Annotated in this window: 20 protein-coding genes; 9 read left to right on the top strand and 11 right to left on the bottom strand. The window is 67.5% G+C overall.

The features are described from left to right. Positions 1 to 2: 2 nt before the first annotated feature. Positions 3 to 1,145, bottom strand: a complete 1,143-nt coding sequence (gene argE / locus VGV58_RS02300; protein ID WP_326872346.1) for an acetylornithine deacetylase — start codon at positions 1,143 to 1,145, stop codon at positions 3 to 5. 213 nt (positions 1,146 to 1,358) lie between these two features. On the opposite strand from argE, the gene VGV58_RS02295 reads away from it, so the two are divergent. Next, positions 1,359 to 2,027 (top strand): haloacid dehalogenase type II, encoded by a 669-nt coding sequence (locus VGV58_RS02295; RefSeq protein ID WP_326872345.1) that lies wholly within the window; start codon positions 1,359 to 1,361, stop codon positions 2,025 to 2,027. A 2-nt stretch (positions 2,028 to 2,029) separates the two neighbouring features. Continuing rightward, positions 2,030 to 3,499: an aldehyde dehydrogenase family protein gene (locus VGV58_RS02290; RefSeq protein ID WP_326872344.1), complete on the top strand. Its 1,470-nt coding sequence runs from the start codon at positions 2,030 to 2,032 to the stop codon at positions 3,497 to 3,499. A gap of 9 nt (positions 3,500 to 3,508) precedes the next feature. On the opposite strand, the gene VGV58_RS02285 is transcribed toward VGV58_RS02290, so the two are convergent. Continuing rightward, positions 3,509 to 4,462, bottom strand: a complete 954-nt coding sequence (locus tag VGV58_RS02285; RefSeq protein WP_326872343.1) for a LysR family transcriptional regulator — start codon at positions 4,460 to 4,462, stop codon at positions 3,509 to 3,511. Between the two features lie 230 nt (positions 4,463 to 4,692). Between VGV58_RS02285 and VGV58_RS02280 the strand changes: the two genes are divergently transcribed. From VGV58_RS02280 to VGV58_RS02255, 6 genes are all read left to right on the top strand, one after another. Then, the gene (locus VGV58_RS02280; RefSeq protein ID WP_326872342.1) at positions 4,693 to 5,778 is read left to right on the top strand and encodes an ABC transporter ATP-binding protein; all 1,086 of its coding nucleotides are present in this window, start codon (positions 4,693 to 4,695) and stop codon (positions 5,776 to 5,778) included. A gap of 31 nt (positions 5,779 to 5,809) precedes the next feature. Then, positions 5,810 to 6,514 carry an HAD-IA family hydrolase gene (locus VGV58_RS02275; RefSeq protein ID WP_326872341.1) on the top strand — a complete coding sequence of 235 codons (705 nt, stop codon included), beginning with the start codon at positions 5,810 to 5,812 and terminating at the stop codon, positions 6,512 to 6,514. 5 nt (positions 6,515 to 6,519) lie between these two features. Next, a complete protein-coding gene (locus tag VGV58_RS02270) occupies positions 6,520 to 7,836 on the top strand; it encodes an NAD(P)/FAD-dependent oxidoreductase (protein WP_326872340.1) in 1,317 nt (438 codons plus the stop codon). 39 nt (positions 7,837 to 7,875) lie between these two features. After that, on the top strand, positions 7,876 to 8,931 hold the full coding sequence (locus tag VGV58_RS02265) for an ABC transporter substrate-binding protein (RefSeq protein ID WP_326872339.1): 1,056 nt from the start codon (positions 7,876 to 7,878) through the stop codon (positions 8,929 to 8,931). A gap of 241 nt (positions 8,932 to 9,172) precedes the next feature. Next, entirely contained in the window at positions 9,173 to 9,985 is an 813-nt protein-coding gene (locus tag VGV58_RS02260) for an ABC transporter permease (RefSeq protein ID WP_326872382.1), read from the top strand. Beyond that, on the top strand, positions 9,982 to 10,767 hold the full coding sequence (locus tag VGV58_RS02255; RefSeq protein WP_326872338.1) for an ABC transporter permease: 786 nt from the start codon (positions 9,982 to 9,984) through the stop codon (positions 10,765 to 10,767). Before VGV58_RS02260 ends, VGV58_RS02255 begins: the two co-directional genes overlap by 4 nt. A gap of 154 nt (positions 10,768 to 10,921) precedes the next feature. On the opposite strand, the gene VGV58_RS02250 is transcribed toward VGV58_RS02255, so the two are convergent. Next, complete coding sequence (locus tag VGV58_RS02250) at positions 10,922 to 12,199, bottom strand: NAD(P)/FAD-dependent oxidoreductase (protein WP_326872337.1); 1,278 nt, start codon at positions 12,197 to 12,199, stop codon at positions 10,922 to 10,924. 188 nt (positions 12,200 to 12,387) lie between these two features. Between VGV58_RS02250 and VGV58_RS02245 the strand changes: the two genes are divergently transcribed. Further along, the gene (locus VGV58_RS02245; protein WP_326872336.1) at positions 12,388 to 13,254 is read left to right on the top strand and encodes a GNAT family N-acetyltransferase; all 867 of its coding nucleotides are present in this window, start codon (positions 12,388 to 12,390) and stop codon (positions 13,252 to 13,254) included. Positions 13,255 to 13,260: 6 nt separating this feature from the next. On the opposite strand, the gene VGV58_RS02240 is transcribed toward VGV58_RS02245, so the two are convergent. The 8 genes from VGV58_RS02240 to VGV58_RS02205 form a co-directional block, all read right to left on the bottom strand. Next, positions 13,261 to 13,737, bottom strand: coding sequence for an Lrp/AsnC family transcriptional regulator (locus VGV58_RS02240; protein WP_326872381.1), 477 nt, complete (start codon positions 13,735 to 13,737; stop codon positions 13,261 to 13,263). A 118-nt stretch (positions 13,738 to 13,855) separates the two neighbouring features. Then, positions 13,856 to 15,250 carry an aminotransferase class III-fold pyridoxal phosphate-dependent enzyme gene (locus VGV58_RS02235; RefSeq protein ID WP_326872335.1) on the bottom strand — a complete coding sequence of 465 codons (1,395 nt, stop codon included), beginning with the start codon at positions 15,248 to 15,250 and terminating at the stop codon, positions 13,856 to 13,858. A 9-nt stretch (positions 15,251 to 15,259) separates the two neighbouring features. Continuing rightward, the gene (locus tag VGV58_RS02230) at positions 15,260 to 15,703 is read right to left on the bottom strand and encodes an AraC family transcriptional regulator (protein ID WP_326872334.1); all 444 of its coding nucleotides are present in this window, start codon (positions 15,701 to 15,703) and stop codon (positions 15,260 to 15,262) included. A 150-nt stretch (positions 15,704 to 15,853) separates the two neighbouring features. Beyond that, on the bottom strand, positions 15,854 to 17,323 hold the full coding sequence (locus tag VGV58_RS02225) for an NAD-dependent succinate-semialdehyde dehydrogenase (protein ID WP_326872333.1): 1,470 nt from the start codon (positions 17,321 to 17,323) through the stop codon (positions 15,854 to 15,856). Positions 17,324 to 17,335: 12 nt separating this feature from the next. After that, positions 17,336 to 18,262, bottom strand: coding sequence for a 2-hydroxyacid dehydrogenase (locus VGV58_RS02220; protein ID WP_326872332.1), 927 nt, complete (start codon positions 18,260 to 18,262; stop codon positions 17,336 to 17,338). Positions 18,263 to 18,281: 19 nt separating this feature from the next. Further along, positions 18,282 to 19,175: a GNAT family N-acetyltransferase gene (locus tag VGV58_RS02215; protein ID WP_326872331.1), complete on the bottom strand. Its 894-nt coding sequence runs from the start codon at positions 19,173 to 19,175 to the stop codon at positions 18,282 to 18,284. Then, positions 19,172 to 19,879, bottom strand: a complete 708-nt coding sequence (locus tag VGV58_RS02210; protein ID WP_326872330.1) for a cupin domain-containing protein — start codon at positions 19,877 to 19,879, stop codon at positions 19,172 to 19,174. The genes VGV58_RS02215 and VGV58_RS02210 overlap by 4 nt, the downstream gene beginning before the upstream one ends. 305 nt (positions 19,880 to 20,184) lie before the next feature. Continuing rightward, complete coding sequence (locus VGV58_RS02205; protein WP_326872329.1) at positions 20,185 to 21,051, bottom strand: isocitrate lyase/PEP mutase family protein; 867 nt, start codon at positions 21,049 to 21,051, stop codon at positions 20,185 to 20,187. Positions 21,052 to 21,102: the final 51 nt, after the last annotated feature.

Raw genomic sequence — 21,102 nt, 5'->3', positions numbered from 1 at the left:
TCTCAGCAGAGCCGGTCAGCGACCCGCGCGATCATCGCCATCGCTCCGGCGAGCTCGGCATCGGTGATGTACTCTTCCGGCTTGTGGGCGCGGTCGACATCGCCGGGCCCGCAGACGATCGCGGCGATGCCGGCGCACTGGAAACGGCCGGCCTCGGTGCCGTAGCTGACGGCAGCCTGGCGCTGCTGGCCGGAAGCCGCCTCGGTGAAGGCGACCAGCGGATCGCTCTCGTCGAGCGCGAGCGGCGGATAGTCGCTCATGGTCTCGAAGCTGAACGCGACCTTGTGCCCGGTTGCGACGGCCTCGCGCGCAATCCGCTCGGCAACCTCGGGCAGGAAGCCGAGCAGCGCGGCGGGCTCCTGCCCGGCAATGGCGCGGGCCTCGACCTCGAACACGCATTGCGCCGGGACGATGTTGATGCCGGTGCCGCCCCTGATCACGCCGACCTGGATCGTTGAATAGGGTGGCGCGAAGGCCTCGGCGAAGGGCCCCTGTGACGCATGGCGCAGCGCCTCCTCATGGATCGCCGAGATCAGGCCAGCAGCGTAGTGGATCGCGTTGTCTCCGAGATCGGTGCGCGAGGAATGCCCGGCTTTGCCGTCAACTGTGACACGCTGAGCGATCTTGCCCTTATGGGCCAGCACCGGCCGCAACCCGCTCGGCTCGCCGACGATGCAGCCGAGCACGGGCGGGCACAGCTCCGGCAGGCGCGCGATCAGATGACGCACGCCGACGCAGCCGACCTCCTCGTCATAGGACAAGGCGATGTGCACCGGCCGCGCCAGCTTCCTGGCGACAAGGGCGGGCACGCTCGCCAGCACGCAAGCGGCGAAGCCCTTCATGTCGACCGCGCCGCGCCCGATCAGCCGCTCGCCGTCGCGCCGCAGCTTGAAAGGGTCGCCGATCCAGCCTTCCGGCGCCGCCGGAACCACGTCGAGATGGGCCGAGAGAATGACGCCGCCTTCGACCTTCGGCCCGATCGTCGCGAACAGGTTGGAACGATCGCCCTCCGGCCCCGGCACGATCACGCTGTCGATGCCATGGCCGGCGAGATAGGCGCGGACATGCTCGATGATCGCCCCGTTCGGGGTGCGGCAGACGGACGGAAAGCCGACGAGATCGGCGAGAACGGTTTCGACGCTCATGGGGATTCGCTTGAAGGTTGGTTCGGCCGAACTTCGGCGAGGCGGCCCGGCCTGTCCATCCTGCCTCGGCACACGCAGCAATCCATGCCGAAACGGCCCGGTTCATCGGCAGAATATTCGGTCGTGCCGTTCGGATTCCGCCTCCCTCCCCGCGCTCGCGCTCTAGCCTCTTCCTAACGGCAGAGAGCCGTCGCAACGATCGAGAGCGAGACGATGAGCAGCTTCCGGCCGAAATTCATCACCTTCGACTGCTACGGCACGCTGATCTATTTCGAAATGGCTCCGGCCGCCCGGCGCGCCTATGCCGGCCGCCTTTCGCCCGAGCAGATGGACGCCTTCTGCGACGCCTTCTCGAGCTATCGCCTCGACGAGGTGCTCGGCGCCTGGAAGCCCTATCAGGACGTCGTCCGCAATGCGGTGGAGCGAACCTGCAAGCTCCTGCGCATCTCCTACGACCCGGCCGACGCCCAGGCCATCATCGACGAAATCCCGAGCTGGGGGCCGCATCCGGATGTGCCGGCCGGCCTTGCCAAAGTCGCCAAGGAGATCCCGCTCGTCATCCTCTCGAACTCGATGACCGACCTGATCCCGCATTCGGTCGCCAAGCTCGGCGCCCCCTTCCACGCTGCCTATACCGCGCAGGACGCGCAGGCCTACAAGCCGCATATGCGCGCCTTCGAGTACATGTTCGACATGCTCGGCTGCGGCCCGCAGGACGTGATGCACTGCTCGTCGAGCTTCCGCTACGACCAGATGACGGCCTACGACATGAAGATCGCCCGCCGCGTCTTCGTCAATCGCGGCCATGAGCCGTCGAACCCCTATTACAGCACCCACGAGATCAAGGACATCGGCGGCCTGCCGGCCCTGGTCGGGCTCTGATCATGCCGGGTGATTTCGACCCGGCCATGATCGAGGTCACGGCCGGGCACTTCATCGGCGGCGAGGCGATCGGCGGCGGTGAGACGCTTCCCGTCGCTCGTCCGTCCGACCTCGTCGACTATGCCGAGATCCCGATCGCCGACGCCGCCATGGTCGACCGGGCCGTCGGCAGCGCCCATGCAGCGGTTGCTGCCAGCGGCTGGGCATCGCGTCCGCCGCGCGAGCGGGCCCGCGTCCTGAGACACTGGGCGGAGCTCATCGAAGCGAGTGCCGAAGCGCTCGGCCGGATCGAAGCCGTCGGATCGACACGCCCTATCTCCCAGGCCGTGACCGGCGACGTAGCAGCCACCGCCGACGGCATCCGCTTCTTCGCCGAGTGGGCAGACAAGCTCGGGGGCGAGGTCGCGGCGACGCGCAGCGACAATCTCGGCCTGATCGTCTCCGAGCCCTATGGCGTCGTCGGCGCCATCGCGCCCTGGAACGTGCCGCTCAGCACCGCATCCTGGAAGCTCGGTCCGGCGCTGGCGGCGGGCAATGCCATCGTACTGAAGCCGTCCGAGCTGACGCCGTTTTCCGCCGTCCGGCTGGCGCAGCTCGCGATCGAGGCAGGGATGCCGGCCGGCATCTTCAACATCGTCCAGGGCACTGGCGTCACCGGCGATGCGCTGGCGCGCCATCCGGGTATCGGCAAAATCTCGTTCACCGGATCGACCCGGACCGGCGTCGCGATCATGAAGGCCGCGGCCGAGAGCGGCATCAAGCCGGTGACGCTCGAGCTCGGCGGAAAGAGCCCGCAGCTCGTCTTCGCCGATGCCGATCTGGAGAAGGCAGCGACCTGCATCGCCGGCTCGATCCTGGCGAATTCCGGCCAGGGTTGCGTCGCCGGTTCGCGGGTGATCGTGCAGCGCCCAGTCGCCGAGGCCCTGATCGACCTCTTGAAGGTGAAGCTCCCCCGGATCACGCCCGGGCATACCTGGAAGGCTGCAACCGATTTCGGACCGATCGTGTCCGAGGCGCAGGCTCGCCGGATCGACCGCATCGTTACCGCCAGCCGGGAGCAAGGCGGCGAGGTGCTGCTCGGCGGCGGGCTGTTGGCTGGCTACGGCGGCGCCTACTACCAGCCGACGATCATCGCGAACGTGACCGGCGACAACGCCGCGGTGCGCGAGGAGGTCTTCGGGCCGGTCCTCACCGTCCAGACCTTCGCCGATGAGGAAGAAGGCTTCGCCCTCGCCGATCATCCCGAATACGGGCTCGCCGCCGGCGTCTACACGCGCGATCTCGGCCGCGGCCTGCGCGCCGTGCGCCGGCTGCAGGCCGGCACCGTCTGGGTCAACCGCTACAGCCGCACGCTCGACTTCATCCTGCCGACCGGCGGCTACAAGAGCTCCGGCATCGGCAAGGATCTCGGCCGGCAGGCGGTCGAGCAGAACCTGCGCCACAAGACGGTGCTGATCGACATCGCGAGCTGAGGCGCGCCCTCAGCCATAACAGGCCTGCCTCAGGTCGAGGCCGGGATGAAGCGCGTCGATCGCCTCGATCTCGGCCTTCAGCTCCGCCCCGATCCACTCCCGGATCGCGCCGACGACAGGGCTCGGCAGGCGATTGCGCGGCGTCAGCAGCACGCAGTTGCGCTCGCCGCGCGTCAGCCGGTCGCTGGCCGGCACCAACGCGCCAGATCTCAGCGCATGCGACACCACCGTGATCCAGCCGAAGGCGACGCCCTGGCCGAGCAGCGCCGCCTGCACCACCACGGCGTAGTCCGAGAAGCTCAGCGTCTTGACCGGCCCCGCACGGCCGGTGGCGAAGGGCGGGTAGCGCTCGGCCCAGTCGAGCGCGGAATCAGTCAGGTTGATGATCGTGTTGCCCTCGCCGGTCACCTCGGCTTCAGGCTCGGCCTGTCGGTAGCCGGGACTGCAGATCGGCAGCATCACCTCGCGCACCACCATCGCCTCGGCCGGCACCGCTTCGTCGCCATCGAGGAAGCGCATGCCGAGATCGACATTGTCGACCGGCCCGCGCAGCGAGCCGGCGATCATCTGGAAGCGCAGGTCGACCGCGGGAAAACGGCGCTGGAAATGGTCCATGCGTGGCATCAGCCAATGCGTGGTGAACGCGGAGGAGACCGAGATCGTCACCGTCTCCTTGCCGCCGCGCAGCTGTTCGACCTCGCGCAAGCCCGCTTCGATGCTGCGGAAGCCATCGGCGACGCGGCGATAGAGCACCTCGCCCTCCGGCGTCAGGACCGCGCCCTTGCCGCCGCGCTCGAACAGGCGCAGGCCGAGATGGCTCTCGAAGCGCGACAGCATGCGGCTGACCGCCGGCTGGGTGACGTTCAGTTCCTCCGCCGCGCGGGTAAAACTGCCGCTGCGCGCCGCCGCCTCGAAGACGAAGAGCGCATTGCTCGACGAGACCATGCGGCGCAGCTCTGACATTACATCAGGTTATGCTTTGCCTGATTATTTGGCAATTGCAGCACAGAGCCGAAATCCCGTTTCATGAGCCGATCGAATACGGCTTGCGGTGACGGCCCGGCAGAGGCTTGCACCGCCTCACGGCACCAGCGCCGGTGCGGATCGCCATAAGACCACCTTATGGCCCGTCCCGAAAACGGTCTTTGCCTGCGCAGTGCCGCGATGTCGCTGTATCCGGACGGGAGAATGCCATGGCCAGCATAGGCGGCGAACGCGTCGAGATCAGATCAGCGAGCAAGCATTACGGCTCCGTGCGCGCCCTCGACGACGTCTCGCTCGACATCGCCCCGCAGGAGTTCGTCTCGCTGCTCGGCCCGTCCGGCTCGGGCAAAACCACCCTGCTCGGCATTCTCGGCGGCTTCATCCAGCCCTCCGGCGGCTCGGTCCATCTCGGCGGCCGCGACGTCACCTATACCCCGCCGCACAAGCGCGACATCGGCATCGTCTTCCAGAACTACGCGCTGTTTCCGCATATGAGCGTCGGCGAGAACGTCGCCTTCCCCTTGAGGGCCCGGCGCCTGCCGAAATCGACCTATGCTGAGAAGGTTCGTGGCGCGCTCGCCATGGTCGACCTCGCCGGTTACGAGGAGCGCGGCATCGGCCAACTCTCCGGCGGCCAGCGCCAGCGCGTCGCGCTCGCCCGCGCCATGATCTTCGAGCCGCGCCTCATCCTGATGGACGAGCCGCTCTCGGCGCTCGACAAGCAGCTGCGCGAGAACATGCAGATCGAATTGCGCCAGCTCCACAAGCGGCTGGGCGCGACGATCATCTATGTCACCCACGACCAGCGCGAGGCGCTGACGATGAGCGACCGCGTCGCCATCCTGAAAGACGGCAAGCTGGTCCAGATCGACAGGCCCGAGCGCCTGCACGACCACCCCGCCAACGCTTTCGTGGCGAGCTTCATCGGCGAGGCGACGCTGCTGCCGGTCCAGCGCGCCGGCTCTGACAGCGTCTCCCTGGCCGGCACCGTGCTGAAGAGCGCCCGCCCGATCGCACCAAACGGCGAGCTCGTGCTCGCGATCCAGACCGAGAAGCTGCTGGTCGAGGACGGCTCCGGCAGCCCCGAGCGCAACCGGCTCGAAGCCCGGGTCACCGATGTCGTCTTCCAGGGCGAGAGCCTGCGCGTCTTCCTCGCCCTCGACGACGGCACGGCGCTCAGCCTGCGCCAGCCCAGCCATTACGAGGCCGCCCGCCGCATTCCCCCGGTCGGCGAACGCCTCGCCGTCAGCCTCCACCCGCAGGACACGATCATCGTGCCGAAAGCCGGCGCCTGACCCCCCCTTCCCGAAGCAGAGACGCAAGATTATGGCCCTCAGCGATTTCAAGGTTCTCACATTCGACGTCGTCGGCACGCTGATCGACTTCGAGGCCGGCGTCCTCGGCGCGGTTCGGCGCCTCGGCGGCCCGGCTGCCGCCAAGCTCAGCGACGACGAGATCTTCGCGCCCTACCTCAAGGGTCGCGAGCTGCATTACGAGCGCTCCAGCGAGGTGATGAAGCTGGTCTACATCCACCTCGCCAAGGAACTCGGCCTGCCGCACGACGATGCCACGGCCGACGCCTTCCAGCTCGCCATCCTGCGCCATCCCGCCTTCCCGGATTCGGCAGCGGCGCTGGCACGGCTGCGCAAGCACTACCGTCTGGTGGCGATGACCAATGCCGACCGGCCGAGCTTCACCTGCTACTCGCACACGCTCGGCAACCCGTTCCACGACAGCATCACCGCCGACGAGGCGATCCACCCCAAGCCCGATCCGCTCTACTTCGCCTATAATCGCGGCCGGCAGTCCGCCTTCGGCTACAAGCAGGAGGAGATCCTCCACGTCGCGCAGAGCCAGTACCACGACATCCGCGTCGCCAAATCGCTCGGCTATGCCACCTGCTGGATCGAGCGTCGCCAGGGCCAGAAGGGCTTCGGCGGCACGCCGGCGGTGCCTGAGATCACCAAGCCCGATTATCACTTCCCGACGCTGAAGGCGCTTGCCGACGCAGTCGAGGCCGAACGGGCCTGACACGCATGACGGCCGCGCCGACATCCTGGCAGGCCCTCGACGCCGCCCCCTCGCTCTGGCGGGCGACGGCGTCGTCGCTGCCCGCGTTGCCGCCGCTCGCTGGCGATGCGCAGGCGGATGTCGTGATCATCGGCGCCGGCTATACCGGGCTCTCGGCTGCCCATCACCTCGCTGCCAGCGGCCTTGCACCTGTCGTGCTCGAAGCGAACGAGCCCGGCTGGGGCGCGAGCGGGCGCAATGGCGGCGTCATCACCGCCAAGTTCCGCCTGTCCTTCCCGGCAATCGCCGCCAGCCATGGCCGAGGCATGGCGAAACGCATGTACGACATCGCCCATGAGGCGACCGATATCGTCGCCGAGCTGGTCGACACCCACAGCATCCGGGATGCCGGACTGACCCGTGCCGGCCAGGTCAAGGCGGCGCACAACCACGAGACGCTGGCCTATGCGGTGAAGGAGGCGCAGTGGCTGCGCGCCGAGCTCGGCGACACCACGATGACCGTGCTCGATGCCGGGCAGGTGCGCGAGGAGACCGGCTCGGCCGGCTTCGTCGGCGGCGTGCTCAATGCCGGCTCCGGCGGCATCCACCCGCTCAACTATCTGCGCGGCCTCGCCCGCGGCGTGACCTCGCAAGGCATCGCCGTCCATAGCCAGACGCCGGCGCTCAGCCTCAGGCGCGAAGCGGACGGCGTCCTGGTCGAGACACCCCGCGGCACGGTGCGGGCGAAGCAGGCGATCATAGCGACCAACAGCTATTCCGATCTCACACCCGCCACGCGGGACTACCAGCGCACGCTGATCCCGTTCCGCAGCGCGATCATCGCGACCGAAAAGCTCTCACCGAACCTCGCCGCCAGCGTGATGCCGACGGGCCGGACCTATACCGAGACCAAGCGGATGATGCGCTGGTTCCGGATGGTCGACGACCGGATCGTCTTCGGCGGGCGCGGTGCCTTCGGCAAGACCGATTCCGCCGCTGCCTTCGCCGCTCTGCACAAGGCGATGGTCGGCATCTTCCCTGATGTCGCCGACGTGCCGCTGGCCTTTTCCTGGTCCGGCCTCGTCGCGATGACACTCGATTCCGTGCCGCATGTCGGCCGTGTCGACGACCGGGTCATGGTCGCCCTGGGTTACAACGGCGCTGGCGTCGCCATGTCGAGCTTGATGGGCCGCTACCTCGCCGCCTTCGCGCGCGGCGAACGCCCCGATGTCGGGCTGCTGGACGTCGGTCGCATGCGGCCCGTGCCCTTCTACGCGCTTCGAGAACCGGCGGTCCGTCTGGTCGCCGGCTGGTACCAGTTTCTGGATGCGATCGGACGGTAGGCCTCGAAGCTCCGATCCAAAACAACAGGGGAACAGGACATGGCCAAGAGCTTGAACTTCCGAACGACCTGCGCCGTCGCAGGGTTCTCCCTCGCGCTGGTCGGCTCCGCCAGCGCGGCCGAGCAGATGATGTTCGTCTCGCAGGGCGGCGCCTATCAGAAGGCGCAGACCATCGCGATCCTCGACCCGAGCGCCAAGAAGCTCGGCATCACCATCAACCAGGACAGCGTGCCAGACGCCTGGCCGATCATGCGCTCGCAGGTCGCGACCGGTAAGCCGACCTGGGACGTCGTCGACGTCGCCACCAATTTCTGCCTGCGCGGCGGCGAGCAGGGCATCGTCGAGAAGCTCGACTTCAGCAAGATCCCGAACGCCGCCGCGATGCCGGCCGAGTATCGCAGCGACTGGTCGGTCGCCTACGAGTTCTATTCGAGCGTGCTCGGCTACAATCTGAAGAAATTCCCGGATGCCGCCTCGGCGCCCAAGAGCTGGGCCGATTTCTGGGACGTGAAGAAGTTCCCTGGCCGCCGCTCGCTGCGCAACCACCCGCTCGCGACGCTGGAAGCGGCGCTGATGGCCGACGGCGTCGCCGCGGACAAGCTCTACCCGCTCGATGTCGACCGCGCCTTCAAGAAGCTCGAGGAGATCAAGCCGAACATCACGGTGTGGTGGACCTCCGGCGCCCAGTCGGCCCAGCTGCTCAACGATGGCGAGGTCGACATGGTGATGGCCTGGAACGGCCGCATCAGCGCGCTGACGAAGGAAGGCGCCAAGGTCGCGTACACCTACAACCAGGGCATCCTGCAGAGCACCTCGCTCTGCGTGCTCAAGGGCGCGCCCAACCTGCCGACTGCGATCAAGTTCCTGAACGAGGCGGTCGATCCGGTGCACCAGGCCAACCTGCCGCTGCATATCGACTACGGCCCGGCCAATCCGAAGGCCTACGACACCAAGGTGATTTCCGAGGCGCGGGTCAAGGAACTGCCGAGCGCGCCGGAGAATGCCAAGGTGCAGGCGCTGATGTCCTATGCCTGGTGGACCTCGCCGGCCGGCGAAGCCGCCGAGAAGCGCTGGCTGCAGTTCATGCAGAAGTGAGCACGACGCAACCTCCGTCATTCCGGGGCGCCGCAGAGCGGTGAGCCCGGAATCCATAAACGATGCCGGTTCCGGATCGGGAGCCCACCTCCCCTCTCCCGATCCAACGCATCGGCTCTGGATCCGGCGCTCGATCCTTCGGATCGCCCCGGAATGACACCGACCTCGTGAGAGCAGGAGCACACGGCTCGTGAGCGCGATCGACCCATCCCTCGCCCATCAGCGCCGCGAGCAGGCGCTGATGACGCTGCTCGCGGCCCCGGCCGTGCTGGTGATCGTCGCGCTGGTGGTGATCCCGGTCGGCTGGCTCGCAGCCCAGTCGATCTACGACAACGGCTTCACGCTGGAGCACTACCGCCGCATCTTCACCGAAGAAGTCTACTGGCGCAGCTTTGCGCTGACCTTCCGTATCGCGCTGATGGTGACGCTGCTCACTCTGCTGCTCGGCTACCCGGTCGCCTATGCCGCCGCCCACGCCAAGCGGCCGTGGAACGTGCTGATCCTCGCCTGCGTGATGTTGCCGTTCTGGACCAGCGTTCTGGTGCGCGCCTATGCCTGGCTTGTGCTGCTGCAGCGCACCGGCGTCGCCAACCAGTTGCTCGAGCGCTTCGGCCTGATCAGCGAGCCGCTGGCGATGGTCCATAACGAGCTCGGCACAGTGATCGCGACCGTACACATCCTGCTGCCGTTCATGGTCCTGCCGCTCTATTCGACCATGCAGAAGATCCCGCGCGAGCTGATGCTCGCCGGCGCCAGCCTCGGCGGCGGCCCGCTCTACAGCTTCCTGCGCATCTTTCTGCCGCTGTCGCTGCCGGGCGTCGTCGCCGGACTCACCCTCGTCTTCGTGCTGACGCTCGGCTTCTACATCACACCCGAGCTGCTCGGCGGCGGACGCACCGTGATGATCTCGATGGTGGTGAGCCGCAATGTTGAGCTCTACGCGCAATGGGGGGCAGCGAGCGCCGTCGGCGTCGTGCTGCTTGTCTGCGTGCTCGCGATCTTCGCCGCGGTCGGCCGCATTATCCCGCTCGACAAGATGCTGGGGCAGAAATGAAGACCTCGCTGCTGTCCCGCCTCGCCTTCGGCCTCGTCGTCGGGCTCGTCCTGATCTACCTGATGCTGCCGGTGCTGATCATCGTGCCGATGTCGTTCTCGAGCACGCGCTTCCTGACGTTCCCGCCGCCGGCGCTCTCGCTGCGCTGGTACGCCGAATATTTCGGCAATCCCAACTGGATGCAGGGCACGCGCATGAGCCTGATGCTCGGCGTGCTCACCGTGCTGATAGCGACGCCGCTCGGCACCGCCGCCGCCTATGCCATCAGCAATGCCCAGAACCGGCTGATGCGCTCGCTGCACATGGTGCTGATGCTGCCGCTGATCGTGCCGATCATCATCGTCGCGATCGGCATCTTCTTCGTCTACGCCAAGCTCGGCCTGATCCAGACGCTGACCGGGCTGGTGCTGGCCAATGTCATGCTCGGCCTGCCCTATGTCATCACCTCGGTCGTTGCCGGGCTGCAGAGCTTCGACAAGACGCAGGAGATGGTGGCGCGCAGCCTCGGCATGAATCGCCTCCGCGCCTTCCTCACCGTGACCTTGCCGCAGATCAAGGCCAGCGTCTTCGCCGGCGCCGTCTTCGCCTTCATCTCGGCGATCGACGAGACGATCATCGCGCTCTTCGTCTCCGGCGGTCAGTACCAGACCCTGACCAAGCGCATGTTCACCGCGCTGCGCGACGAGATCGACCCGACCATCGCCTCGATCTCGACCCTGCTGACGGCGGCCTCCTTCCTGCTCGTCCTGCTCGCCATGAGCGGGCAGAAGAAGCAGGCGTAGCGTAGGCCACGTCTGAGGACGCTGTGGAACGCGCTCCGGTGAGTCGACTGGCGTGGTCGTCGAGAACCGGAGCGGAGCGGACTTTTCGTCCGTGAGCACCGGAAGCGCAGACGGCCGCGTCAGGCGGCCGTCGGAGTAGCGTTCCGGAGCGCCCTCAGTGGCGCCAGTCCTGGTAGCGGTAATACATCCCGACGAAGGGCAGGAACCAGGGCGGGCCGAAATGGCCAGGCACCGCCGGCCAATCGAGCCCGGCGAAGGGATTCGCCTTCGTCTCGCCACCCATCACCTTCGCCATCGTTTGCCCCATATGCACCGACATCTGCGTGCCATGGCCGCTGTAGCCGAGCGCATAGAAGAGGCCGTCGCGCTCGCCGGCGCGCGGCAGCCGGTCGGCCGTCATGTCGACGAGCCCGCCCCAGCAATAGTCGATGCGCGTGGCGGCAAGCTCCGGGAATAGTTCCAGCATGCGCGCCCGCAGGATCGCGCCGCTCTTGACGTCCGAGGCCGGGCTCGACAGGGCAAAGCGCGCCCGTCCGCCGAAGATCAGCCGGTTGTCGGGGGTCAACCGGAAGTAGTTGCCGATGTTCTTGGTCGTCGTCGCCGTTCGCCGCGTCGGCATGATCGCCGCCGTGAGTTCGGGCGAGAGCGGCTCGGTCGCGATAATGAAGCTGCCGACGGGCACGATGCGCCGCCGGAGCCAGGAAAAGGGCCCTTGCCGCGAGGCGCCGGTCGCGAGCAGCACCTGCCCCGCCTCCAGCGTGCCGCGGCTGGTGACGACGCGGTGAGCCCCGCCGTTCAGCCGCTGCAGACCGGTCACTGCCGCGTTCTCGTGGATCGCAGCACCGTTTCGTGCCGCTGCCTCGGCGAGGCCGACGCCGAAGCGGCCCATATGCATATGGGCGCTGCGCGGATAGACGAGGCCGCCGAAGAAGCCGTCCGAGCCGATCTCGCGCCGAATCTCGGACGGAGACACCACTGCCAGATCGGGCTCGACCGTCCGCCGCAGGAGGGCGGCGCTCTTCTCCAGCTTGGCGAAATGCTCCGGCTTGGCCGCGAGCTTGATCTTGCCGGTGCGGATGAAATCGCAGTCGATCGCCTCGCGCGCGACCAGCGCCTCGACCGTATCGACGGCGCTGTCGAAGGCGCGGTAGAGCGCGACCGCCCTCTCCTCGCCGAGGCCCGCGGCAAGGCTGCCGAGATCATGCGCGAGGCCATTGTTGCAATGCCCGCCATTGCGGCCGGATGCCTGCCCGACCACGCGGCCAGCCTCCAACACGGCGACGCTCGCGCCCGCCTTCGCCAGAGCAAGCGCGGCCGAGAGGCCGGTGAAGCCACCGCCGACGATGGCGACATCGACCTTGCCGGCGATCGGAGCCGTGGCGCCACCGGTGAATCTCGGCGACGTCGCGAGCCAGTAGGGTTCGAGCTTCATGGGGTTACCGTCTCAGCGCTCCGGACAGGGCGGCACGGGCCGCCCCTCGGCCGGGCGAACCGGCTCCGACCGTCGAGAATACCGCCTTGCGGCGCAGGTTCTTGGACAATTTTGCAGTTCTCCGCAGCCCGGCGCCTGCCTATAGTCGCCTCGCATTTCGACGAACGAGGCCTGCAATTGTGGCTCACGTGACGGCTCGGCGTCGGCTCGATTACGAGCTGACCATCAGGCCGATGACAGAAGCGGATATCTCCCAGGCGCACCAGCTTTCCGTCGGCGTCAGCTGGCCGCACCGGCCGGAGGACTGGCGCTTGGTGCTGGAGGTGGGCCACGGCTTCGTCGCCTGCGACGCGATCGACCGGGCACTCGCTTCGGCGATGTGGTGGCCCTACGGGCCGCATTTCGCCACGATCGGCATGGTCATCACCTCGCCGCGCCTGCAGATGCAGGGCGCCGGCCGGCGGCTGATGGACACGATCTTCGAACAGGCCGGTGAGCGCGACCTAAGGCTGAACGCGACGCGGGCCGGCTACCGGCTCTACCGCTCGCTCGATTTCCAGCCGATCGGCCGGATCTTCCAGCACCAGGGGCGCGCCCAGGCGCCGGCTGGTGCTGCGCCCGACGAATTCGCCGTCCGGCCCATGACCGCCGCGGATGGCGACGCGATCGCCCAGCTAGACGCCGACGCTTATGGCGCCGACCGCTCGCGCGTCATCGCCGCCTTGATGAAGCTCGCGACCGGGACCGTGATCGAGCGCGACGGCAGGGTCGCCGGCTTCGCGCTCTGCCGCCGCTTCGGCCGCGGCCATGTCGTCGGCCCTATCGTCGCCGAGAGCGACGAGGCGGCGATCGCGCTACTGCGCCCGCATGTGATCGCGCATGACGGGCAGTTCCTGCGCGTCGACACCGCCCAGGAACAGGGCAGGTTCGGCGGCTTCCTCGAAGAATGCGGCATGACCGTCTACGACACCGTGACCACGATGGTCCGGGGCCATAATCACGGGCCGCGCGGAGAAGCACGGACCTTCGGGCTCGTCACCCAGGCGCTTGGCTGAAATCGGTCAGATGTCGAACAGTACCGGCAGCGGATAGCCGGGCTTCTGGATCGGCGACTTGATCACGATGTAGCTGAAATATTTGGAGATGCCGATATTGCGGTCGAGCAGCGTCTCGATCAGCGATTGGTAGTGCGTGAGACCGCGCGTGACGAACTTGACGAGGTAGTCGTAGCCGCCGCTGACGAGATGGCATTCGACGACTTCGTCGACGCGCCGAAGCGCCGTCTCGAAGCGGATGAAGTATTCCTTGGTGTGGTCGGTCAGGGTGATCTCGGTGAAGACCGTGATCGTCTCGCCAAGCTTCTGCAGGTTTATGGTCGCGCCATAGCCGGAGATGAAGCCAGCCTGCTCCAGCCGCTTGACCCGCAGCAGGCAAGGACTCGGCGACAAACCCACCGCGTCGGCCAGGTTGACGTTCGTCACCCTGCCGTTGTTCTGCAGCTCGATCAGGATCTTCATGTCGATGCGGTCGAGCCGCACGCCCGGTGTCACGACGAAGGCCTCTTTTCCCTGGATGCCTCTTGCGGAACCGGGCTCGCAGGGCGGGCCCGAACCAGCATCAGACTAATCGTTCGATACGGTCCGGGCCAAGCAGGGATCATGCCGCCTTTGCGGTTTTCAACGCCGTCGCCACCTCCGGCAGTGCCAGGACGTCGTCGAGCGTCTTGCGCAGCCTGGAGACGATCAGGTCGATCTCAGCCTCGCTGCAGCAGAGCGGCGGGGCAAGGCCGATGATGTCGTCGGCGAAGGCGCGGAAGATGACGCCGTTGGCATAGCCGCGGGCGAACAGATGGTCCGGCAGCTTCGCCTCGCGCGGCAGCTTTTCCTTCGTCGCCTTGTCGGCGACCAGCTCGATGCCGGCGAGCAGGCCGCGCGCCCTGACCTCGCCGACGAGCGGGTGGTCGGCGAGCGTCGCCAGCCGCTCCTCGAAATAAGCGCCGACGCGCTGGCCGTTGGCGAGGATGCCGCCCTCCTCGTAAAGGCGCAGCACTTCGAGCGCGACCGCGGCGCTGACCGGATGGCCAGAATAGGTGTAGCCATGGCCGACCGGCCCGCCGGCCGGGGCGTTGTCGGCGATGGCGCGATAGACCTTCTCGCCGATGGCGAGCGCGCCGAGCGGCGCATAGCCCGAGGTCAAGCCCTTGGCCATGGTCATCATATCCGGCACGACGCCTTCGGCCTCGCAGGCGAACATCGGGCCGGTGCGGCCGAAGCCGGTGATGACCTCGTCGGCAACGAAGAGGATGTCGAGCTCGGCGGCCGTCTCGCGCATCGCCTTGAGCCAGCCCTTCGGCGGCACGATGACACCGCCCGAACCGATCACCGGCTCGCAGAAGAAGGCCGCGACGTTCTCGGCACCGAGTTCAGCGACCTTGGCGCGCAGCGAGGCGACGCTGGCCGCGATCACCGCCGCGTCGCCCGAGCCGGTCGGGTTGCGATAGGCATAGGGCGGGGCGACGTAGTGATGCACATGCGCCGGAAAGTCGAAATTGGCATGGAAGGCCGGCAGCGCCGTGACGCCGGCGCCGGTCGAACTCGAGCCGTGGTAACCGCGCTCAAGCGAGAGGATCGCCTTCTTCGTCGGCCGGCCGGTGACGTTGTAGTAGAACTGGATCAGGCGCAGCGCGCTGTCGACCGCATCCGAACCGCCCAGCGAGAAATAGATGTGGTCGAGATCGCCGGGGGTCAGCTCGGCGAGCTTGGCGGCGAGGCGGATCGTCGGCTCGCTGCCGAAGCTGAAATAGCCGGTGGCATAGGGCAGTTCGCGCATCTGGCGAGCGGCCGCCTCGACGATGCTGTCATGGCCGTAGCCGACATTGACGCACCACAGCCCGGCGAAGCCGTCGATCAGCTCATGGCCGTCGCTGTCGGTGATGAAGGCGCCCTTGGCCGATTTCATCACGGTGACGCCGCGCTTCTCATGGCCGGCCCAGTTGGCGACCGGATGGACCCAATGGCGGCGGTCGAGGGCTTCGAGGGAGTTGACGCTCATGGCGGAACCTCAGGCAGGACGGGACGACGGAATGGATGAGAAGGCCGTTGGCGCCGGATAGGCGATCCGGCCCATGCGGGATGGCGGGGCTTGCACCAGCTCGCGGAGATAGCGGCCGGGCGTCACGCCGTAGACGCTCTTGAAATGGCGCGAGAGATGGCTCTGGTCGAAGAAGCCGGCCTCAAGCGCAGCCTGCGCGGCAGGAACACCGTCGGCGAGCAGCGCCCGCGCATAGCGCACGCGCTCACGGCAGACGAAACGGTGCGGCGTCAGCCCGACCTGGCGCCGGAAGACAGTGACGAAACGGCAGACACTGAGACCGGCCAGCGAGGCGAGATCATCGAGATAGAGGGCCTCGGTGAAGTGCCGTTCGATATGGCTGAGCGCCCGCCGGATGCCGGGGCTTGCCGGCTCCGCCAAGCGTGCGACGGGGCTGGAAACAGGCTGGAGCATGGACCGCTTCGTCCTCCGCTGAACGCGAATAGCGCTAGTAGGGAGGCTAGGAGCGGCCGGCGCTGCTGTGCGGCGGCTTTGGCGCGCCGCTTTGGTATCCCCTGCCCTATTCGGGGGCGGGTTCGGCAGATCGTGCTTCGGCCTTGCCGATCAGGCTGACTTCAGCCCGCCGATATGGAAGCTCTTCAGTTCGAGATATTCCTCGATGCCGGTCGCGCCGCCCTCGCGGCCGATGCCCGACTGCTTGATGCCGCCGAAGGGCGCCACTTCCATCGAGACCGAGCCGGTGTTGAGGCCGACCATGCCGAATTCGAGCCGCTCGCCGACGCGCCAGGAGCGGTTGAGGTTCTCGGTGTAGAAATAAGCCGCCAGCCCATAGGGCGTGCCGTTGGCGATCTCGATCGCCTCGTCCTCGTGCCTGAAGCGGAACAGCGGCGCGACCGGGCCGAAGGTCTCCTCATTGGCGAGGCGCATGCGCGTGGTCGCGCCGGTCAGCACCGTCGGCACGACGAAACGGGAGCCGTCGACCTCGCCCTGTGCCGCGGCGAAGCGCGTCGCGCCGAGCGAGAGCGCATCGTCGAGATGCGCATGGACCTTCTCGACCGCCGCCGCATTGATCAATGGGCCGATGGTGACGCCGTCCTGCCGGCCGTCGCCGACCCGCATCGCCGCCACCGCCTTGGCAAGGCGATCGGCGAAGGCATCGTGGATGCCGTCCTGCACCAGGATGCGGTTGGCACAGACGCAGGTCTGGCCGGCGTTGCGGAACTTGCTGGCGAGCGCGCCGGCGACCGCAGCGTCGAGATCGGCATCGTCAAAGACGATGAAGGGCGCATTGCCGCCGAGCTCGAGGCTGAGCCGCTTCAGCGTGTCCGAGCATTGCCGCATCAGCAGCGCGCCGACCCGGGTCGAGCCGGTGAAGGAGAGTTTGCGTACCACGGGGTTCTGCGTCAGCGCCGCGCCGACGCCTTGCGGCAGGCCGGTGATGATGTTGATCACGCCGGGCGGGAAGCCGGCGCGCTGCGCCAGCACACCGAGCGCCAGCGCCGAAAAGGGCGTCAGCTCCGAGGGCTTCACCACGATCGGACAGCCGGCAGCGAGCGCCGGCGCGCATTTGCGGGTGATCATCGCATTGGGGAAGTTCCACGGCGTGATCGCGGCGGAGACGCCGACCGGCTCCTTCAGCACGAGGATACGCCGGTCGGTGGTCGGCGCCGGCACGGTGCTGCCATAGACGCGGCGCGCCTCCTCGGCGAACCATTTGATGAAGCCGGCGCCGTAGAGCACCTCGCCTTCGGCTTCCGCCAGCGGCTTGCCCTGCTCGGCCGTCATGATGCGGGCGAGGTCCTTGCGGTGCTCCAGCAGGAGGTCGTGCCAGCGCTCCAGCAAAGCGGCCCGCTCGGCCGCCGGGCGCGCCTTCCAGGCCGGAAATGCAGCCTGTGCCGCCGCGATCGCAGCGTTGGTCTCCGCCTCGCCGCAAGCCGGAATCGTGCCGATCTCGATGCCCGTCGCCGGATCGCGCACCGGCAGTTCCTCGCCGGAGGCGGCGCCGACCCATTCGCCACCGATCAAGGCGCGATTGACGAGAAGGCTGCGATCTTCGAGAGCGACAATCGACATGAGAGACCTCGTTCAGTAGCCGCGATCGCGGTCGATCAGGCCGATCAGGGGTTCGCCCGCCCGGTGGCGCCGCAGGTTATCGAGGACGATGTCGAGCGAGGCCTCGGAGCGCGAGCGGCTGGCGATATGCGGGGTGAGCAGGACCTTGGGATGGCTCCAGAGCGGATGCCCTTCCGGAAGCGGCTCCGGCTCGCAGACATCCAGCACGGCCCCCGCGAGATGGTCGCTGTCCAGTGCCGCCAGCAGCGCATTCTGGTCGAGATGGCCGCCGCGGCCGGCATTGACGATCATCGCGCCCTGCGGCAGCCGGGCGAAGAGCTCGGCTCCGAGCAGGCCGCGCGTCGCGTCGGTCAATGGCAACAGGCAGACCAGGATGTCGGTGCGGGCGAGGAAATCCGGCAACTCTGCATCGCCTGCGAAGGTTTCGATGCCCGGGGCCTCGTGCCGCGAGCGACTCCAGCCGGCGACGCCAAAGCCGAACTCCGCAAGCTTCAGCGCGCAGGCCTTGCCGAGCATTCCGAGCCCGAGAACGCCGACACGGCGCTCGCTCGTCGGCCTGATCCGCAGCGGCGTCCAGGCCTGTTGCCGCTGTGCCGCGATGTAGGGCACGAGATCGCGGTGCAGGGCCAGCACCGACATGGTGACGTATTCGACCATGCTGTCGACGAGGCCGGGCTCGATCATGCGAACGATCGGCAAGTGCGCCGGAATGTCCGCCAGGTTCAGCTGGTCGACGCCGGCGCCGACCGAGACCAGCAGTTCGAGGTTGGGGAACTGGCCGAGCAGGTCGTCCGGCGGAAGCCAGGCGGCAAGATAGCGGATATCGGCGGGATTGCCGATATCCGGCCAGATCCGGAATGGCAGCTCGGGCGCCTTCTTCGACAGCAGCTGCGTCCATTCCTCGGCGCGGGCGGCATCGGACTTGAGCAGCAACGTCATCGTGTCGACCTCGTGGATATCAACCGAGCGCCTGAGTGATCAGGGCGTGGAGGCCTGCCGGGCCAGGGGCCGCAGGCAGATCGCCGCGTACCATTGCCGTCACGTCGCCGGCCGGCGCAAGACCGAGCTGTACCAGCCAGTCGCTCAAGCCGGAGCCGAGCCGCAGATCGACCCGGATGAACTGGCCGGCGCGACCGTGCAGCCAGCATGCGATCAAGGCACGCGCATCCGTCTCGTCGGCCGCCACGACCGGGCCGATGACATGGCCGCGACCGAAGGCGCGCAGGATGCTGAACCCAACGGGCTGGCCGGCCCGTTCCAGCACCAGGCATTCGCCGCATTGCAGGAGCGCCGCCAGGACCGGCCCTCGCGCCAGCCCGGTCGCCTCTCGATCGAGCCGTTCGAGCATGGCGAGATCGGCCGGGCTGCCCGGACGCAAGCTTTCGTCCGCGCCAAGCTCAGGTGCGGCGACGGCGAGGACGTGGCCGTGATACTGGCTCACGCCACCACAGGGCCGGAAGCCGAGACGGACATAGAGGGGCTCGCCGGCGATGGTCGCATTGAGCATCAGCGAACGCTCGCCGGCCTGCGCGAGCAGCGCCTGCATCAGGCGCTTGCCGATCCCGGCCCCCTGCTCCTCGGGTACGACGATGATCATCCCGACCGTCGCATGACTCTCGCCATAGGGCCACCATTGGCCGGTGGCGACGAGCTTGCCGTTCCGCTCCCCGACGACGCCATGGCCGAGGCCGATCACGAACTCCCAGTCCTCGCGGCGATGGGGCCAGCCGACACGGCGCGACAGCTCCGCACAGGACGCCGCATCGTCCATGCGGATTGCCCGCAGCGTCAGCGCGTCCGGAGCCGCGCCCCCGGTCATGCCCGTGCCGGCAACGGACGCCACGGAGCTCACGCGCCGACCTCCTGGACGACATAGACCTTGGCGACGTGCTCGTCGCTGTCCCAGGCGCATGGCGTGCCCTGGGCCACGAACACGCTCTCGCCTGCCGCGATCCGGACCGGACGCCCGTCAGTTCCGGTGAGGGTGACGCTGCCGGCGAGGATATGCATCAGCTCGTTGACCGGCTGCGGGCGCAGGATGCGTCGATATGGCGTCGAATCCCAGATGCCGGCTCGCAGGCGCGCCGCCTCGTCGGTAAAGGCGTTGAAGCTCCGGCACTGCGGCACCGGCCCTTCGAGAAGACTGGCCGGAGGCGGCGACGAGGGCGAAAGGGGCGCATCGGCCGGCAGCTCGGTCACGCCGGGCGCCGCGGAGGCGGCTCCGGTATTGGCGCAAAAGACCCAGCTCGTGCCGGGCGCCGCCTCGACGCGCAGGGCCGTGCCGCGCGCGATCACGATGCTCTCGCCGGCCTGGAGCGTGCACCTGCCACTGTCAGCGACCGTCAGATCCAGACGCCCCGACCGGACGACGATCACCTCCGTATGCGGGAAGGCGGAGCTGTCCAGGGTGCCGGAGAATGTGACGAGCCCCACCGCCAGATCCTGCGATCCGCTCCAGGCGATCTCTCGGCTGGCGCCGAAAGGATCGCCTTTGGACAATGGCCCGGCGCCGGAGGCGGCGGCGTGAGTGGCAAAGACGATCGGAAAGGTCGGCATGAACGGTCCATCCAGCATGATGGTGCTGAGCTAAGCCGTTTCGCAGCCAACGGATTGGAGGAAATTCTCGGGACGAGCTGTGTACCGTCCAGAGGTCGAGATCCGGCGCAACGCGGTCTTTGACTGCCTGGATCATCGTGCGTCCAAACGGATGCGGTCACGATGATCTATCGCATTGTTATCGCATCGTGTTTTTTGAAAGTGGATTCCACTTTTCGGGCCGATGCCATGAATCGACAGTACCAGACGTGGCATCGGTCAGCACGGCTGTGATCGGCCTAGCCTTCGAACGGAAAGTCCAATGTTCAGGCTTCTTCCTCGGCATGCGCGCGCTCGAACTCCCATACCCGCTCGAAGCCGATCATCCGGGTGAACTCGCCAAAAGGATAAAGCTCGCCGTCCCAGTCTTGGGTCGAGCCCGTCGCCTTGAGCTGTGCGTAGACCGATTGCAGGGCGCTCGCCGCAGCGAGGAGCCCGGCGACCGGATAGATCGCGATCTTGTATCCGAGACGCTCCAGCTCGGCGCGGCCGAGGATCGGCGTGCGGCCGCCCTCCACCATGTTGGCCAGCAACGGCACGTCGAAGGTGCGGCCGATGCGCTCCATCTCCTCCAGGCTCTCGGGCGCCTCGATGAAAAGAATGTCGGCGCCAGCCTTCAAGAATGCCTCGCCACGGCGCAGCGCCTCATCGAGGCCATGGACTGTGCGGGCGTCAGTGCGGGCGATGATCTTGAACCCGGCGGAGGAGCGTGCCTGGGCAGCGACCTTGATCTTCCGGGCGGCATCTTCCAGCGGGATGACCCGCCGCCTCGGCGTATGGCCGCACTTCTTCGGGAATTCTTGATCCTCGAGCTGGATCGCCTGAGCGCCGCTCGCCTCATAGCCTCGCACTGTGTGGTCGACATTGAGGAGACCGCCATAGCCGGTATCGCCATCGGCGATGAGGGGCGTCGTGGTCCCCTCCGCGATCTGCCGCACCCGCCCGACCATGTCGGAATAGGTCGCAAGGCCGGCATCCGGATAGCCGAGATGGGAGGCGACGACGCCGAAGCCCGTCATATAGAGCGCATCGAAACCGGCCCGGTCAGCGAGCTTCGCCGAGACGAGATCGTAGACGCCGGGCGCGATGACGAGCCCGGGCTGGCGCAGGCGTTCGGAGAATGTCTGGGGCATCGGGGATCCTGCTCTCGGGAGAAGGCCCGGCCGCCGCGTGGCGGCCGGGAC

The sequence above is a fragment of the Allobosea sp. genome, assembly GCF_035944895.1.
Classification (GTDB): Bacteria; Pseudomonadota; Alphaproteobacteria; order Rhizobiales; family Beijerinckiaceae; genus Allobosea.
The sequence above is the reverse complement of the archived record's forward strand: the minus strand, read 5'-3'. Positions and strand labels throughout refer to the sequence as shown.